Source organism: Qipengyuania sp. ABI-127-1, from assembly GCA_022953095.1.
Taxonomy (GTDB): Bacteria; Pseudomonadota; Alphaproteobacteria; order Sphingomonadales; family Sphingomonadaceae; genus Qipengyuania.
Window position 1 is genome coordinate 91,763 of the sequence record JALJCR010000003.1, and the last position, 17,840, is coordinate 109,602.

The following is a 17,840-nucleotide window of genomic DNA, read 5'->3' on the forward strand; positions in this document are numbered from 1 at the left end:
GGTGACCGGGTCGGCCGATCTCGAAACACCGCTGGAACATGCCGCCAACGATCTGGCTGCGGCGCACATGCTTGGCAGTTCGCCGCCCAGGCCGCTGGCGCTGCTCGACCGCATTGCGGAAACGAAGCGATGGTTCGAGGCGGCGCGCAAAGCCTGCGTCGATCCCCCGCCCCATGCCAGCAAAGCTGCCGAGTGGCTGCTTGACAATGATTATCACGTCTACCGCGCGCTACAGCAGATAGGCAAGGATCTGGCGCAGACCTTCTATCGGCAACTCGCTGCACTCGGCGGAGAACGAGAGGGCATTCCACGGATTTACGATCTCGCGACCGAATATCTGCGCGCCAGCCACTTGCAGGTCTCCCCGAAAGGGCTTGCCGGTTTCGTCAATAGCTATCAGCGGCACCGGCCCCTCACGATTGCCGAAATCTGGGCTTTGCCCACGATGCTGCGAATTGCGAGCGTGGAGTTCCTCGTGACTTCGATGGATCGTTTGCTGGCGCTATCGCAGAGCCCGCCTTTCGCGGCCGATTGTACCTGCCTCGAAACGCTTTCGCTTGATCCAACCGAACGCGTCGCGCGTTCCATTGCCAATCTCGCCACCATAGCTTCGATTTCCTGGAAGGATTTTTTCGACAGCGTCAGCCTGGTCGAGAGAATTCTCTCGCGCGATCCGACGCATCACTATCCGCAAATGGATTTCGAGACCCGCGACCGTTACCGAAAGGCCGTCGAACGGATCGCGCGTGGCAGCGCGTGGACCGAAACCGACGTGGCAGAGGCCGCCCTGGGATGTGCCCGCGCCATGCCAAGCGCGGAGCCATCCGGTCATGTCGGATATTGGCTGATCGATCGGGGCAGGCGCGCTCTCGAACGCAAACTCGGAGTATCTCTCAGCCTGGGCGAGCGTATGCGCCGCGCCGTTCTCGACAATCCGGGAAAGTTCTACGCATCGGCGCTGGTTCTCGGCGGATTGGGCGTGTTGATCCCGCCCGCGCTTTATCTCGCCCGTGTCGGATCGTCGCTAGAGGGCTGGATCGGCGCGATGATCGTCAGCACCGTGCCTGCTTCGATTCTGGCGATCACCGCCTTGCACTGGACGATCACCCGCCTACTTCCTCCGTCCGTCCTGCCGAAACTCGATTACCGCCGGGGATTGCCGGAGAATGCGAAATGCTTCGTAGTCGTGCCGGTCGTGATCGGCTCCGATACGGAAATTGCCAGCCTCTCCCAGCAGCTCGAGACGCATTGGCTCGCGAATGTCGACGCGCGGGTCCATGTAGCTCTCCTCGCCGATCTGGCCGATGCGCCCGAACAGGAAATGGAAAGCGATGCGCCCATTTCCGATGCGCTCGAAGAGGCGATCCTGAACCTCAATTGCAGGCATGGCAAATCGGAGGGTAGTGGACCTTTCCACCTACTTCTGCGGCCCCGCCACTACAATTCGTCGGAAGCGTGCTGGATGGCATGGGAACGCAAGCGGGGAAAGCTGGAGCAATTCAATCGCCTGATCGTGGAAGGCGATCGGTCTGCATTCTCGATCCATATCGGCGATCCGGATGCGTTTCGCGACGTGCGTTATGTGGTGACTGTCGATGCCGACACCATGCTCCCGCCAGGCTCGGTGGCGCAGCTTGTCGGGACCATCGCGCATCCGCTGAACCGCGCCCGGTTCGATCCACAAAGCGGCAGGGTGCTGGGGGGCTACGCGCTGGTGCAACCGCGGGTGGAGATATCGCCGCAAGCGGGCAACCGCAGTCTGTTCGCAAGACTTTTCACCGGCGATACTGCGATCGACATTTACAGCCGGGCGGTGTCGGACGTGTATCAGGACCTGTTCGGCGCGGGGATTTTCGTCGGCAAGGGCGTGTATGACGTCGGTGCCTTCCACGCCGCGATTGACGGTCGCGTTCCGGAAAACCGAATCCTGAGCCACGATCTGTTCGAAGGAGCACACGGTCGCGCCGCGCTGGCCACGGACATCGTGCTCTACGAGAATTTTCCGGCGAGCTATCCAGAGTATGCCCGCAGATTGCATCGCTGGATCCGCGGCGACTGGCAGCTTCTCGCATGGCTGTGGCCGCGCGTACCCGGTCCCGGCGGCGCGCGGCTAAAAAGTTCGATCAGCGGGATCGACCGGTGGAAGATGCTCGACAACCTTCGCCGAAGTCTGATTGCGCCGGGCCTTCTGTTCATGGCGCTTGCAGGCTGGTTCGTGCTTCCCGGGCACCCCGCCTTCTGGACTGTTCTCGTAATCCTCGCCCCCGGCTGGCAGCTCATGACCGATATCGTCAGCGGGCTGGCGCGCGGAAGGAGAGTTGGCGCCAGCTATGGTCTGGCCAACCGGCTTGCAGACCAGGCAGGGCGCTGGCTGTTGCTGATGGTCTATCTGATGCACGAGGCGACCTTGTCGCTTCATGCCATCGGGATCACCTTGTGGCGCACCTTTGTCAGTCATCGGCATATGTTGCAGTGGACTGCGGCAGCGCAAGTCGCGGCCCGTATGGGCCAGACCAGTCCTCGCCGCACGGTCTGGCGCGAGATGTGGCTGGGCTCGCTCGTGGCGGCGCTTACCGGCGTCGCGCTGGCCGTGTTGCGGCCGAATGCCCTGCCGATCGCCTTGCCTTTGCTGGCGGCGTGGCTGGCGGCACCCGAGATTGCGCTTTTCACCGGACGGCCGCGGCGGGCCAAGGCCATTCCGCTCGGCGATGGGGATGATCGCTTCTTGCGTTTGTTGGCCCGCCGTACCTGGTATTTCTTCGAATGTTTCGCCGGGCCGGAAGACAATTGGCTGCCGCCCGACAACTATCAGGCGCCGCCGCACGAGGAGATCGCCCACCGCACCTCGCCGACCAATATCGGGATGCTGCTGATTTCCACCGCAGCCGCCTGGGATCTGGGCTTTCTCGGCAGGCAGGAACTGACCGCGCGGGGGCGGAATATGCTCGATGCGCTGGAGCAGTTGGAACGGTATCGCGGGCATTTCTTCAACTGGTATGATACCCGACACTTGCGTCCGCTCGAGCCGCGTTATGTCTCGACCGTGGATAGTGGCAACCTCGCCGTCAGCCTGATCGCCTATGCAGAAACCCTCCGCGAAGCCGCGGCCTCCCCGGATATGGAAGCCCAGCGCTGGTCCGGCCTTCGCGATATTCTCGACCTCCTCGAAGAAGCCGCGTCCGGCCTTCCCGGGTCCGATTCGCTGCTGACCCGCCTGGCTACGATCCGCTCCGGCGCGGAGGGAGCGGAGGAAAGCCGACCTGCTACGCAGGCGAAGATGGTCGACGGATTTCGCAGCGGCGAAGTGTTCGCTCTTGCAGACGATGTCGAAGCTATTGTGGCCGCTACCGGCGACGCTGCGCCAGAACAGTTGCAGGACTTGCTCGTCTGGCTTGAGCGTTTCCGCCATCACGTGGCCGAAATGAACCGCGATCTCAATGCGCCGGAGGGGCTGCGCGGCGATATGATCGAATTGGCCGACGAAGCAGAGGCTCTGGCCTGGTCGATGGATTTCGCCTGGCTCTACGATCGTGAACGCCGCCTGTTCTTTATCGGTCACAATGTCACTGCCAGCCGGATCGATACGCATCACTACGATTTGCTGGCATCGGAGGCCCGGCTAGCGAGCTTCTTTGCAATCGCCAAAGGCGATGTGCCGCCCGAACACTGGTTCCACCTTCAGCGACCCGTAACCAAGACCGAAGGCGGATTGTCGCTCGTCTCGTGGAACGGTTCGATGTTCGAATATCTCATGCCGCGACTGCTGCTTCGCGGCGAGCCTGAGACCTTACTGGGCGAGAGCGAGCGTGTAGCGGTCGAGATCCAGCGGCGTTACGGGAGCAAACAGGGAATACCCTGGGGGATTTCGGAATCCGCCTATGCCGAACGCGATCCCGAGCACCGCTATCGCTACCAGGCATTCGGCACACCCGGGCTCGGTCTCAAGCGCGGCCTCGCGCGGGATCACGTCGTGGCGCCCTATGCGTCCGCACTTGCTCTGGCCGTCGCCCCACGTCTCGCGACCGAAAATCTCAAGGACTTGACGGAGCTTGGTGCGCAAAGCCGCTACGGCATGTGGGAAGCGCTGGATTTCACTCCCGACCGTGCTCCCGCTTCGCAGCCGTTTGTGCCGGTCATGGCCTATATGGCGCATCATCAGGGCATGGTGATCTGCGCCATAGCCAATGCGCTGACGCAGGATCGCATGGTCACACGCTTCCTTCGCGATCCGCAGATGGGACTGGTCTCGCTTCTGTTGAGTGAGCGAGTGCCGCGCGAACTGCCCCCGGAGATCGAGCGTTTGGAAACAGTGGATGCCACGGCGGGAGGGGTTGAGATCGAGCCGATTGCTCCCTGGACGCCCCGCGCATTGCCCTTCCCGCAGATTCAGGTGCTGGGGAATGGACGCCTGTCGAGCTGGATCGGCGAAAGCGGGGGCGGCACGCTGCGCTGGCAGAAACAGGCGCTGACCCGATTTTCCCCCGACGCAACACGCGATGCGGAAGGAATGTGGCTTTACCTACAGGATGTCGAAAGTGGCGCACTGTGGTCGGCCACCCGCCAGCCGACCGGCGCGGTTCCCGATGAATATCAGGTTCAGTTCCAACCGCATCTCGCGGAGTTCCACCGCCGTGACCAGGGTATCGACCTGCGGATGGAAGTATGCGTGGGAAGCGGCGAGGACATCGAAATGCGCCGCGTCACACTGATAAACGAAGGCCTCGGGACGCGGCGCCTGCGGCTGACCAGCTATGCCGAGATCGTCCTTGCCCCGCCGCTGGAAGATGAACGGCACCCGGCGTTCAGCAAGCTGTTCACCGGCGGAGAATTCGTCCGTCAGATAGGCGGCCTCGCGTTCAAGCGCAGGCCGCGGAAACCCGGCGAAGCGCACCCATCGCTGGCTCAGTTCGTCATCGATGGCGATGGCCCGATCAGCGGGCTGCGATACGAAGTCGACCGGCGGGCGTTTATCGGCCGCGGGCGCGGTCTGGACGACCCGCTGGGTGCATCGCATCCGCTGAACGGTACGAGCGGCTTCACACTCGACCCGATTTCCGCATTGCAATGGGAGGTTGCACTGGAACCGGGAGAACGACGGGTGATGTGCCTGGTCACTGCCGTGGCGGCCAGCGCGGGAAATGCGCTGGAAATGGCCGCGCGCCATGCCACTCTGGCTTCGATGGACTGGATCGTCGGCGATGCGGCTCTGGAATCGGCCCGCACGATCGCGCGCGGCAAATTGCGTTCGGCGGACCTGCCCCATGTGCAGGCACTGGGTTCGCTGATGATTTACCCGCATGGCGCTTTGCGGGCCAAGCCGGAGCGGATCCGGGCAAACAGCCTCGGTCAGTCGAACCTCTGGGGTCTTGCGTTGTCCGGAGACTATCCGATCCTGTTGATGCGTGTAAACGGAGACTGGAAAGGGCTGCTCGCGCAAGTCGCAAGCGCGCACGAATTGTGGCGCCGCGCGGGGCTGCCGGTCGATCTTGTCATTCTGCAAAATTCCGGCTCGGCCTATATCGAGCCACTCCGCGAAGCTCTGCTGGAATTGCTTAGAGAGATGGGCGCCCGCGACATGCTTGGGCGCAATGGCGGTCTGCACCTTCTCTTCGCGGACCAGGGTGGTGAAGAACAAACGAGAATGCTCGAGACAATGGCCTGGGCCATTCTCGACGATGCGTGCGGCCCACTCGACCGGCAGCTAGCCCGAGCAGTGACATCGGGTGCCCTCCCGCCGCCGATCCTGCCGACCTTCCCCCGCTCGCCCGTTGTGGCCGATCAACCTACCGCGAGCGAAAAGCTGTCATTTTTCAATCAATATGGTGGCTTCGCGCGTGATGGGAGCGAATATGCGATCCGGTTGGCCCAGGGGCAGGGCACCCCTGCGCCCTGGACCAACATATTGGCCAACGAAGCGTTCGGCACGCTGGTCACCGAAAGCGGTGGCGGCTTTACCTGGTCGATCAACAGCGGCGAATATCGTATCACGCCCTGGACGAACGATCCGGTAATCGACCGTCCCGGCGAAGCCCTCTACCTGAGAGACGAGGAATCAGTCGCCATCTGGACGGTGACGCCAGCCCCTGCCGGACACGATCAGACATGCCATGTCCGACATGGCATGGGCTATTCCGAATGGCGTTGCGTCTCGCACGGGCTGGAACAGGAGCAGCGGGTCTTCGTGGCGCCGGATGCTCCGATAAAGCTGATCCGCCTTCGGTTGAGGAACAATACCCGGCGACATCGCAGGCTTACCGCGACCTATTATTGCGAATGGCTGCTGGGATCGCTCCCATCGGTCTCCCGCCATCATGTTTGTTGCCGTTTCGATGAAGCGGAGCAGCTCATCATCGCTGTCAATCCCTGGAATGGGGACTCCGCCGAACGGCGCGCTTTCCTCGGCGCTACCCATCAGGCGCACGGTTTCACCAGCGACCGTGAGGAGTTCCTCGGTCGGGAGGGCCGCTTTGCCGAACCCGAAGCGTTGCGCAGGTGGGGGCTGAGCAACAGGCAGATCGCCGGGGCCGATGCCTGCGGCGCTTATCAGGTCCATATCGAACTTGCTCCCGGCGCAAGTGACGAAGTCACCTTCATTCTCGGTGATGCAGCGAGTGATGAAGAGGCAGTGGCGCTGGCCCGCCAGTGGAAAGTACCTGCGGCCACTCCGCAAGCCGAAGCTGCATTGGCACGGAAATGGGACGATCTGCTCACGCGCGTCAGCGTGGAGACACCGGATCGCGCCTTCGATCTGATGATCAATCGCTGGTTGGTCTATCAATCGCTGTCGTCGCGGGTCCTGGCGCGCGCGGGTTTTTACCAGGCGAGCGGAGCTTTCGGTTTTCGCGATCAGCTTCAGGACGTGCTTGCCCTGCTGTTCATCGATCCCGCCAGGGTCCGGTCCCACATCCTGACCTGCGCCGCGCACCAGTTCGAGGAGGGGGATGTCCTGCATTGGTGGCATCCTCCTTCGGGCCGGGGGGTTCGCACGCGGTTCTCCGACGATCTTCTATGGCTGCCCTACGCAACCGGCACGTATGTGCGCGCGACCGGCGATCTGAGTATCCTCGAGGAAGAGGTATCGTTTCTTTCGGCGCCGCCGCTCGGTCCTGACGAACATGATCGTTATGCCCTGTTCGAGCGGTCGGAGGCCCGGGCTCCGCTGATCGATCATTGCGAGCGGGCTCTGGAACGGGTTGCGCTGGGTGCGCACGGCCTGCCACTCATGGGTACGGGCGACTGGAACGACGGGATGGACCGTGTCGGCGATCGCGGAAGAGGCGAGAGCGTATGGCTGGCCTGGTTCGCTTCGGTATCGGCCGACCTGCTGGCCGATCTTCAGAGCAGAATGGATCGTCCACAGGAGGCGGAGCAATGGATGCAGACGGCAGGTCGCTGGCGGCGCAATGCCGAAGATGCAGGGTGGGACGGCGCCTGGTACCGGAGAGCCTATGACGACGAGGGCCACCCGTTGGGATCGGCGCGCGAGACCGAATGCCGGATCGATTCGATTTCCCAGAGCTGGGCGGTCTTCGCCGGTGCGGATCCGGAACGCACGGCACTTGCGCTCGATGCGGCGCGGCGCGAACTGATCGATGGCGAAGCCCGGCTGGCGCGGCTCTTGTGGCCCCCATTCGACCGGGGCCTCATCGATCCGGGCTATATTGCCGCTTACCCACCGGGGCTGCGGGAGAATGGCGGGCAATATTCCCACGCCGCCGCGTGGCTGGGCCTGGCACTGGCGCAAACCGGCGATGCCGACGGCGCGCTCGACATCTTTCATATGATCTGTCCAGCCACACGCACGGCTAACGCCGAAGGGGCAGAACACTATCGGATCGAACCCTATGTGGTGGCGGGAGATATCGCCTCGGCACCGCCGCATGGCGGAAAGGGTGGCTGGAGCTGGTACACTGGCGCGGCGGCCTGGACCTGGCGGTTGGGCGTGGAAGGTCTGCTCGGTCTTTCTTTGGAAGGCGGCAAGGTCCGTATCGCCCCGGTGCTGCCGAGTGATTGGCCCGGCTATCGCGCGACATTGCGGCGCGGCGATGCAACGCTTGAAATCGAGGTTTCGGTTGCGCCGGAGCTGTCCGATATTCGCCTTACGGTCGATGGCGAAGGCTTCCCCGGCGATGCCATTCCCTTCCCTCCCGCCGGAAAAACCCATTCGGTTCGGGTCCTGTGCCCGGCGAAGCAGCCCGAGATTGCAGGAGAGCGCGTGTGACGGAACCCCTTGTGTTGAACTTCACCGAGGTATCGAAAAACGACGTCGGCCTCGTGGGTGGCAAAAACGCCTCCCTCGGCGAATTGATACGATCGCTGGTTCCCCGGGGCATTGTGGTCCCTCCCGGCTTCGCGACGACGGCACGGGCTTTCCGGCTGTTTCTCGAACACAATGATCTCGACAGCGCTATTGCGGACCTTTTCGCGGCCCACGAGGCGGGCGAGGCGGGCCTTGCCCGGACCGGCGAAGCGATTCGTACTGCCATAGAGGCCGCCGAATGGCCCGACCCGCTGCGCCGGGCCATCATCGATGCCTACGTGGCGATGGGCGAGCAGGCGGGCGAAGAGGCTTCGACGGTCGCGGTTCGCTCCAGCGCGACGGCGGAGGACCTCCCCGAGGCCAGTTTTGCCGGGCAACAGGAAACCTATCTCAACATCACCGGCGAAGACGCCGTGCTCGATGCCTGCAAGCGCTGTTTCGCATCTCTCTACACCGATCGGGCCATCACCTACCGCGCCGCTCATGGCTTTGCCGAAGGCACGGTCGCGCTGTCGGTCGGTGTGCAGCGCATGGTGCGCTCTGACCGAGCATGTTCGGGTGTGATGTTTTCGATCGACACGGAAACCGGATTTCCCGGTATTGTCCTGATCGATGGGGCATGGGGCCTTGGCGAAAGCATCGTGCAGGGGGCGGTCGATCCCGATGCATGGCAGGTGTTCAAACCCCTCCTGTCTGAGCGCGAGGCCAATCCGATCGTCACGCGCAGGCTTGGTGGCAAGCGCAAGAAGATGATCTACGCAGCCGGTCCGCACGTTTCGACTGTCAGCATCGAGACCGACCCCGCCGAGCGCGAGATGTTCGTATTGTCGGATGCCGAGGTGCTGCGGCTCGCCCGGTGGGCGGTCCTGATCGAAGAGCATTACGGGCGTCCGATGGATATCGAATGGGCCAAGGATGGTCCCGACGGAGGCCTTTGCATCCTCCAGGCCCGCCCCGAGACGGTCCAGTCCCGCATGGCGGGCGGTTCCCTGAAATCCTATTCGCTGCGCAACGAAGGCGAAGCGTTGCTGACCGGGTTGGCGATTGGCGGGGCTGCGGCCAGCGGTCCGGTGTGTCTGATCGAAAGCGCCGGCGATATCGCGGATTTCGTCGATGGCGCCGTGCTGGTCACCGCGACGACGGATCCTGACTGGGTGCCGATCATGCAGCGCGCGGCCGCGATCGTCACCGACCACGGTGGGCGCACTTCCCACGCGGCGATTGTCAGCCGTGAATTCGGCCTTCCGGCGATCGTCGGGACGGGCAATGCCACACGGATTTTGAAACCCGGCCAGCAGGTGACCGTCAGCTGTATCGGCGGCGATGAGGGGGTCGTCTATGGTGGCGAGGCGGAGGTCGCCGTCGAGGATATTGACTTGAGTACCGTGCCCGAAACCCGGACGAAGGTCATGCTCAACATTGCCGATCCGGGTGCCGCCAGCCGCTGGTGGCGGCTGCCGAGCGACGGCGTGGGCCTCACTCGCATGGAGTTCGTGATTGCCAATACCATCAAGGTCCACCCGATGGCTCTGGTTCGTTTCGCGGAACTTGAAGATGCTACCGTCAAAGCGGAGATCGAGCGGTTGACCGAGGGTTATTCCGACAAGCGGGACTATTTCATCGAACATCTCGCCCAGGGTCTTGCGCGGATCGCCGCAGTGCATTTTCCTCGCCCGGTGATTGTACGGATGAGCGATTTCAAGACCAATGAATATGCCGGGCTGGTCGGTGGAGCCGCGTTCGAACCTGAAGAAGAAAATCCGATGCTCGGATTTCGCGGTGCATCGCGCTATTACTCGAAACACTACCGTGCGGGCTTCGCGCTTGAGTGTCGCGCGATCCGGCATCTTCGGGAAACCATGGGGTTTTCCAACGTGGCGATCATGATTCCGTTCTGCCGCACGCCGAAGGAAGCCGATCGCGTGATCGAGACCTTGCGCGAAGAAGGGCTGGCTCGGGGCCGCGACGGCCTCGAACTCTACATGATGTGCGAGATCCCTTCCAACGTCGTCCTGGCGGGCGAATTCGCTCGGCGATTCGACGGCTTCTCGATCGGGAGCAACGATCTGACGCAGCTCACGCTCGGAATCGATCGCGATTCCGAGCTTCTGGCCGATCAGTTCGATGCGCGCGATCCGGCAGTTGCATGGATGATCCGCCGGACTGTCGAAGAGGCGCATCGTGCGGGGGCAAAGGTGGGGCTATGCGGTCAGGCGCCGAGCGACGATCCGGAATTCGCACGCTTCCTCGTGGAATGCGGTATCGATTCGATCTCCGTCACTCCGGATAGTTTCGTCGCGGTCAAAAACCATGTGGCGTCAGCCGAACGGATACGTAGTAAAGGCGGCCCAGAGCAGGAGACGGGCGCATGATGGACATCGGCACACTGACGCTGAACCCGACGATCGACATCGCGTGCGAGGTCGAGCAGGTCATTCCCATGCGCAAGATGCGCACGCAAAACGAACGCTACGACCCTGGCGGGGGCGGGATCAATGTGGCCCGCGTCTTTGTCCGCCTGGGGGGGAATGCGCGCTGTTACTATTTGTCCGGCGGCGCAACCGGCATCGCGTTCGACGGCCTGCTGGACCTGCATCAGCTTGTGCGCTCGCCAATCAGGATCGCGGGGGCGACCCGGGTCAGCACCGCAGTCCACGAGCGCAATACGGGCCAGGAATTTCGCTTCGTCCCGGGCGGACCCGACGTGACGGAAGAGGAATGGAACGAGTGCCTTTCGAGACTGGAAGGCGCGCACCACGATTTTCTGGTGGCCAGCGGTTCGCTGCCGCGCGGCGTACCGTCCGATTTCTACGCAAGGGTTGCTGCGATTGCGGCCAAGAACGATGTGCGTTTCGTTCTCGATACGTCGGGTGAAGCGCTTGCGGCCGGGATCGAAGGCGGCGGGGTTCACCTCGCGAAACCGAGCCTCGGAGAGTTTCGTGCCCTCATCGGTCACGATTTGCCGGACGATACGGCGATCGCCGAGGCCGCGACCGAATTGGTCCGCACCAAAAAGATCGACTATCTGGCAATCACCATGGCCGAAAGAGGGGCGCTGCTGGCGAGCCGCGAGGGTGTGCTGCGTTTGCCGGCCATTACGGTCGAGACGAAAAGCGCGGTGGGGGCGGGCGATAGTTTCCTGGCTGCGATGGTCCATGCGCTCGCATCCGGTAAGACACCGGACATGGCTTTCCGCTTCGGGCTTGCAGCCGGCGCTGCCGCCGTGCTCACTCCGGGTACCGACCTGTGCCGCGTAAAGGATGTAGAACGCCTGTTCGAGCGCTCTCTCGCGGGTGGTTTAGAGGCGGAGTTGTTATAATATAACAAAACTGCGCCATTTAGATACTTTTCGACCCTTCTCATGGCAACCTTCATTTGCTAGAGGGCTGCCAGCCCATGACTGTAAGCTATCGTCGCCTTGTCCTGAATCCGTTCATCGTCCTGCTGATGCTGGTCGCAATGGTTTTTGTGACTGCGGCGGATGCCGCGGCCTGCGGGGCCGAAGTGATGCCGGAAGCTCCTGCTGTTCTGATTGACGGTAATGGCGGTTCGGTTGCCTCGGCCGCCGACGCCGATGAAGAGCCAGCCGACGATGCCGCTCCGATAGAGCAGCATGGCGTGTGCAATCATGGCCACTGCCATCACGGGGCAAGCTTCGCTGCTCCCGTTCAGAAAACCGCGGCTATGCATGAGCCTGCTCTTCTTGTCTCAGCTCCGCCGATGGTCCTCGTATCGAGTGTCAGCGATCGACTGAGGCGTCCTCCTCGCGCCTGACGACCGTCATCGCACTGCGTGTTGCAGTGCTTTTCGGATCGTCAGCAGAGGAAATTTCCAGAAATGTCAGCCATCAATTGGCGGGGGGTCCTGTTTGCAGGGCTGGCTCTCGCCGCAATCGCCACACCTGTGGCGGCGCAGGAGCGCGAGCGCCTCTCGCTCGCCGATGCCTTGCGCCGCGCGGATGTCATTACGGGCCTTGAGCAGGCCGCGCCCAATCCGCGCATAGCCGGTCCGCGGGCGCAGGCCGATGCCGCGCGCGCTCTCGTCGGCCAGGCTCGGCTCCGGCCCAACCCCGAAGTATCCCTCGAAGTCGAAAATATTGCGGGTAGCGGAGCGTTTTCGGGTTTGAGCGCTACCGAATATACGCTTTCCATCGGACAGCGTCTCGAGCTTGGAGACAAGCGTGGGACGAGGGTTCGTGCAGCGCAGGCCGGCGCCAATCTCGCCGATCTGCGTGCCGATCTCGCGAATGTCGACCTCGCCTTTCTTGTGCGCGAGCGCTATCTGGCGGCGACAGCCGCTGCGGCGCGTGTCGAACTTGCGCGCGATGTCGTCACACGTAACGAAGAACTGGCGCGGATTGCCGGCCTGCTGGTCGAGGTCGGCCGCGAGCCTCCCTTGCGTGCGCTTCGCGCTGAAGCTGCTTTGGCGGAAGCAAGAGCCGAGCTGGAAGCGGCGGACGCGGCGAGCGTTGCCGCGCGTACGGCGCTCGCTTCGCTGTGGGGCGAACAGAGCAACCCTCCCACGGTTCCTGCCAGCTTCCCGGTCATCGACCCGCCCGGTCTTCTTCTCGCCGCGACGGATGGCCTTGCGCTGAAGGTCGCTCGGGCGGAAAGCAGGGTGGCAGCAGCCGAAATTGCGCGCGAGCGCAGCCTGCGGGTTCCCGACCCGGTGGTTTCGGGGGGCGTTCGCCGCTTCGCGGAAAGCAATGACAACGCTTTTCTTGTCGGTGTGTCCATCCCTCTTCCATTCAGCAACCGCAACCAAGGCAACATTGCTGCCGCAGAGGCCGAATTCAGGGCAGCATCCGCGCGTGAGGCGGTGGCACTGGCAGATTTCGAGCAGGCGGTGACGCGTGCGCGTGCCCAGTTCCTTGCCGCCGAAATGCGTGTCGAAACGCTTTCGGCCACGTCGCTTCCGCAGGCCGAAGAGGCACTGCGGCTCGTCCGTATCGGGTACCGCAACGGCCGCTTCCCTCTGATCGAGGTGCTCAGTGCTGCCGAGGCGCGCGACGCCATTCGTGAAGCGCTGATCGCGGCGCAGGAAGAACGAGGTCGGGCTGCCGCCGAACTCATCCGGCTGGCAGCACAATGAGGAAAATGATCATGAACCGCAGAACACTGGCGATTATCGCCGGGGCAATCATACTGTCCGCCGTCATCCTGTCGATCTTCTGGCCCGATGGCGCCCAAGAAGCCGAACCGGTCGAAACAGCGAGCGAGGCCGAACTGCCCGAAGGGCTCGTCTTGCTCGATGAGCAACAGATCCGTGCAGCAAAGATTTCGGTCGAGACCGTTGGCCGGGGCTCTGCCGTCGAGCTGGTTTTCCCGGCGACAATTGCCGCCAGCCCGACAGGGAGTGCGAGGATCGATGCGCGCGCGGCAGGCGTCGTGCGGAGCGTGAACAAGACGCTGGGCGACTATGTTCGCGCGGGGGAGACCGTCGCGCGCATCGAAAGCGCGGATGCCGCTGCGCTGGCATCCCAGCTCAACGCGGCCCGGGCGCGGGTGAATGAGCTATCGGCGGCCTACGAGCGAGAGCGCCGCCTGTTCGAAGCCAGCGTGACCGCGCGCCAGGATCTGGAGGCGGCAAGGGCCAATCTCCAGGTCGCCCAATCCGAATTGTCGCGCGCGCAGGCAGCCGTTGCTGCTGCCGGCGTCAGCGGGGATGGGAGATCGCTTGCCGTTACCAGCCCGCTTGCGGGTCGGGTCACGGCTGCGCCGATCATACTGGGCGCATTCGTCGCTTCCGGCGAGGAACTTTACCGCGTTGTCGATCCCAATGCGATGCAGGTCGAGGTGGCTCTGCCTGCCGCCGATGCAACTCGCATCGCTCCTGGTGACGAGGCCACTCTGGAAGTTGGCGACGACAGCGAAGTCGGCGCCCGCGTCCGCTCCGTAACGCCCTCACTGGATATGGAAAGTCGCAGCGCCACGGCGGTTCTGGCGCTGTCCCGGCCGATACCCGGATTGCAGCCCGGCGCTTTCCTTCAGGCACGGATCCGGCCTTCGGAGGAGGTCGACCAAACCCGGATATCGGTTCCCGAAGACGCGGTGCAGACCATCGATGGCCAGGACATGGTTTTCGTGCGGACCCGTCGCGGATTTCAGGCGCGACCCGTCGTAACTGGCACCCGATCGGGCGGCCAGGTCGTCATCGAATCCGGTCTCGAACCGAAATGGCGGATCGCCACTGCGAACGCCTTCCTGCTCAAAGCCGAGCTCGAGAAAGAGAGCGCCGAACATGGTCACTGATAATCCATCCGAGCGTCAGCACCTCGAAAAAAAGCATGGTCATGGCCTTATTGGCATGATCCTCGATGTAGCGGTCCGTTTCCGCTGGGTGATGATCGTCCTGACGGTCGGGATCTCCATCTGGGGGGCGCTCAATCTTTTGCGCCTGCCGATCGATGCCGTTCCCGACATCACGAACGTCCAGGTACAAATCAACACCGAGGCACCGGCCCTTTCGCCGTCACAGGTCGAGACCCAGGTGACGTATCCGGTCGAAACGGGCTTGGCCGGTATCGACGGGCTCGAAATGACTCGTTCGATTTCGCGCAATGGCTTCAGCCAGGTCACCGCCATCTTCGAGGAGGGGACCGACATCTATTTTGCGCGCCAGCAGGTGAATGAACGGCTGGCACCCATCACCGCCTCGCTTCCCGAAGGTGCGGAACCGGTCATGGGGCCAATATCCACCGGCCTTGGCGAAGTACTCATGTACACGATCGAATACGAATATCCGGGTGGCAAAGGTGCACCTGTCGGTGGGGCAACCGGCTGGCAAAGCGACGGTAGCTTCGTCACCGAACGCGGCGATCGTCTGGGCAGCGATGTTGCCAAGGCGGCCTATCTTCGCACGGTACAGGACTGGGTCGTCGCACCGCTCATGCGATCGGTTGATGGTGTTGCGGGCGTGGACTCCATCGGAGGTTTCGAGAAACAATATCTGGTTCAGCCCGATCCCGCGCGGTTGACCGGATATGGTCTGTCCTTCGACGCGCTGATCGAGGCGCTCGAAGCGGCCAATCTGGCCGAAGGCGCCAATTTCGTCGAACGGTCCGGTGAAGCGTTACTTGCCCGCGTCGATGCGCGGCTTGGCAGTATCGAGGATATCGAAAACGCCGTCGTCGCAACTCGCGAAGGCGTTCCGATCCGGATCGGCGATGTCGCGACGGTCGCCATCGGCGGAGATCTGAGAACCGGTGCTGCTTCGCTGAATGGCGATGAAGCCGTGGTCGGGACGGTTCTCATGCGGGCCGGGGAAAACAGCCGCACGGTTTCCGCTGGAGCCGCCGAAAGACTTGAAGAAGTCCGATCCTCGCTTCCCGAGGGTGTGGCCGCCGAGATCGTGTACAACCGTTCCTCGCTGGTCGATGCGACGATTGCGACGGTCGAGAAGAACCTCGTCGAGGGTGCTCTTCTGGTCATTGCGGTGCTGTTCCTCCTGCTCGGCAATATCCGTGCCGCAATCATCGCGGCGCTGGTCATCCCGGTTTCGATGCTGATGGCGGCAATCGGAATGAATCGCCTCGGCGTTTCGGGTAATCTGATGAGCCTGGGGGCGCTCGACTTCGGCCTGATCGTCGATGGTGCTGTGATCATCGTTGAAAACAGCGTCGCCAGACTTGCCGCGCGGCAGCATCACGAAGGACGCTTGCTCACGCTCGGCGAACGCCTGGCTGAAACACGGCTTGCCGCGCAGGAAATGATCAAACCGACCGTTTACGGACAAGCGATCATCCTGCTGGTATATGCCCCTCTGCTGACGTTCTCCGGCGTGGAGGGCAAAACTTTCTCACCCATGGCGATCACGGTCATGCTGGCGCTCGCTTCGGCTTTCGTCCTGTCGCTCACCTTCGTACCGGCCATGATCGCCGTGCTTTTAAACAAGAAGATGACTGAAAAGGAGGTCAAGCCGATACGCCTGGCGAAGGAACGCTATGGCCCGCTGCTGAGAAAAACGATTGCCCGGCCTTGGCCAGTGATCGCTGGCGGGGCGGGACTGTTCGTTCTGGCGGCTTTCGTTTTCACCCTGCTGGGGAGCGAGTTTACTCCGCAGCTCGACGAACGCGATATCGCCGTCCAGTCGCTCAGGATTCCGTCCACGTCGCTCGAACGGTCGCTTGCCATGCAACGCCAGGTGGAAGACCGGCTCGAGCAGTTCCCGCAAGTTGCGCTGGTGTTCTCACGTACCGGAACGGCGGAGGTTGCGAGCGATCCGATGCCGCCCAACGCATCCGACGCCTACGTCATTCTGAAGCCACGCGAGGAATGGCCCGACCCGGGTCTTCCGAAGGATGAGCTCGTTTCCGAAATGGAAAGCGCCCTCAATGGTCTGGTTGGCAACCTTTATGAATTCAGCCAACCGATCGAACTGCGCTTCAACGAGCTAATCGCTGGCGTGCGCGGCGATGTCGCGGTCAAAATTTATGGCGACGATCTCGCCGCCATGACCTCGACTGCCAACGAGGTTGCAGGTGTCCTGCGGGACATCGAGGGCGCCGCTGACGTCAAGGTCCAGCAGGTGACAGGCTTCCCGACGCTCGACATCGTCTTCGATCGGCCGACGATCGCCCGATACGGCCTGACCGTGGAAGATGTGGCCCAGTCGGTTGCCATAGCACTGGGCGGTCGGCCGGCGGGTCTCGTCTTCGAGGGCGATCGCAGATTCGACGTGATGGTGCGCCTCGCCGATGCGACACGAGATGACTTCGACCAGCTCGGAACGCTGCCGATATTGCTGCCCAATGGAGCAACAGTGCCTTTGCGCACTGTCGCTCAATTCCAAGTGGTCGATGGGCTTGCCGAAGTGCGCCGTGAACAGGGCCGCCGCCTTGTTATCGTCTCGGCCAATGTGCGCGAACGCGATCTCGGTACCTTCGTCGAGGAAGCTCAGGAAGGAGTGCGCGATCAGGTCGAACTGCCCGCAGCTTCTTTCATCGAATGGGGCGGCCAGTATCAGAACCTCCAGGCCGCCCAGGGACGGCTTGCCCTGGTCGTGCCGCTGGCCTTTGCGGTGATCCTGCTGCTGCTCTACATGGCGCTTGGCGGATGGGTTCCGGCACTCGCCGTCTTCACCGCCATTCCGATGGGCCTTGCTGGCGGTGTGTTCGCTCTGGCGCTGCGTGGCATGCCGTTTTCCGTTTCGGCGGCTGTGGGCTTCATCGCGCTGTCGGGAGTGGCGACACTCAATGGACTCGTGATGGTCACCGCGATCCGCCAGCGCCTGGAGAAAGGTGTCGAACTCAGCGAAGCGGTTGTGGATGGCGCCTTGGCCCGGCTGCGACCGGTGCTGATGACCGCTCTCGTCGCGTCGCTCGGCTTCGTCCCGATGGCGATCGCCACCGGCACCGGAGCGGAAGTGCAAAGACCGCTGGCAACCGTCGTCATCGGCGGGTTGATCACGGCGACCGCGCTCACACTTTTCGTTCTGCCCGCAATTGCGCGGCTCGTTCTGAACCGTTCGAACGACGGGCAGAGTTGGCGCCAAAGATGGTGGGACCGCCTGCGCCGCAACGCCACACGCGCGGAGCAGCGTGAGCTGGGAGACATAGTTTGATGGCGCTCCTTGCTGGGCA

The 17,840-nt window shown here is 62.8% G+C and carries 7 protein-coding genes; 6 read left to right on the forward strand and 1 reads right to left on the reverse strand.

Features of this window, described 5'->3' with window-relative positions; all coding sequences use genetic code 11:
- The first annotated feature begins 1 nt into the window (after position 1).
- Genes MUY37_RS13135 through MUY37_RS13145 form a run of 3 tightly spaced genes read left to right on the forward strand, consistent with a single transcriptional unit; the run spans position 2 to position 11,579 of the window.
- Positions 2–8,221, forward strand: coding sequence for a GH36-type glycosyl hydrolase domain-containing protein (locus MUY37_RS13135; protein WP_499195813.1), 8,220 nt, complete (start codon positions 2–4; stop codon positions 8,219–8,221).
- Positions 8,218–10,632 carry a phosphoenolpyruvate synthase gene (ppsA, locus tag MUY37_RS13140; protein WP_499195814.1) on the forward strand — a complete coding sequence of 805 codons (2,415 nt, stop codon included), beginning with the start codon at positions 8,218–8,220 and terminating at the stop codon, positions 10,630–10,632. Before MUY37_RS13135 ends, ppsA begins: the two co-directional genes overlap by 4 nt.
- On the forward strand, positions 10,629–11,579 hold the full coding sequence (locus MUY37_RS13145) for a 1-phosphofructokinase family hexose kinase (protein ID WP_499195815.1): 951 nt from the start codon (positions 10,629–10,631) through the stop codon (positions 11,577–11,579). The genes ppsA and MUY37_RS13145 overlap by 4 nt, the downstream gene beginning before the upstream one ends.
- Before the next feature lie 59 nt (positions 11,580–11,638).
- Here MUY37_RS13145 and MUY37_RS13150 read toward each other — a convergent pair whose 3' ends face one another.
- A complete protein-coding gene (locus tag MUY37_RS13150; RefSeq protein ID WP_499195816.1) occupies positions 11,639–11,905 on the reverse strand; it encodes a hypothetical protein in 267 nt (88 codons plus the stop codon).
- Between the two features lie 192 nt (positions 11,906–12,097).
- Here MUY37_RS13150 and MUY37_RS13155 point away from each other — a divergent pair, with 192 nt between their 5' ends.
- From MUY37_RS13155 to MUY37_RS13165, 3 genes are read left to right on the forward strand one after another with little or no spacing between them, the layout of a single operon-like run.
- Positions 12,098–13,351, forward strand: a complete 1,254-nt coding sequence (locus MUY37_RS13155; protein ID WP_499195817.1) for a TolC family protein — start codon at positions 12,098–12,100, stop codon at positions 13,349–13,351.
- A gap of 11 nt (positions 13,352–13,362) precedes the next feature.
- The gene (locus MUY37_RS13160) at positions 13,363–14,511 is read left to right on the forward strand and encodes an efflux RND transporter periplasmic adaptor subunit (RefSeq protein ID WP_499195818.1); all 1,149 of its coding nucleotides are present in this window, start codon (positions 13,363–13,365) and stop codon (positions 14,509–14,511) included.
- A complete protein-coding gene (locus MUY37_RS13165; RefSeq protein ID WP_499195819.1) occupies positions 14,501–17,821 on the forward strand; it encodes an efflux RND transporter permease subunit in 3,321 nt (1,106 codons plus the stop codon). Before MUY37_RS13160 ends, MUY37_RS13165 begins: the two co-directional genes overlap by 11 nt.
- Positions 17,822–17,840 lie beyond the last annotated feature (19 nt).

Excerpts from the sequence above, each read along its gene's own strand:
- MUY37_RS13145 (WP_499195815.1), top strand. The coding sequence starts at position 10,629 with ATGATGGACATCGGCACACTGACGCTGAACCCGACGATCGACATCGCG.
- MUY37_RS13155 (WP_499195817.1), top strand. The coding sequence starts at position 12,098 with ATGTCAGCCATCAATTGGCGGGGGGTCCTGTTTGCAGGGCTGGCTCTC.
- MUY37_RS13160 (WP_499195818.1), top strand. The coding sequence starts at position 13,363 with ATGAACCGCAGAACACTGGCGATTATCGCCGGGGCAATCATACTGTCC.
- MUY37_RS13165 (WP_499195819.1), top strand. The coding sequence starts at position 14,501 with ATGGTCACTGATAATCCATCCGAGCGTCAGCACCTCGAAAAAAAGCAT.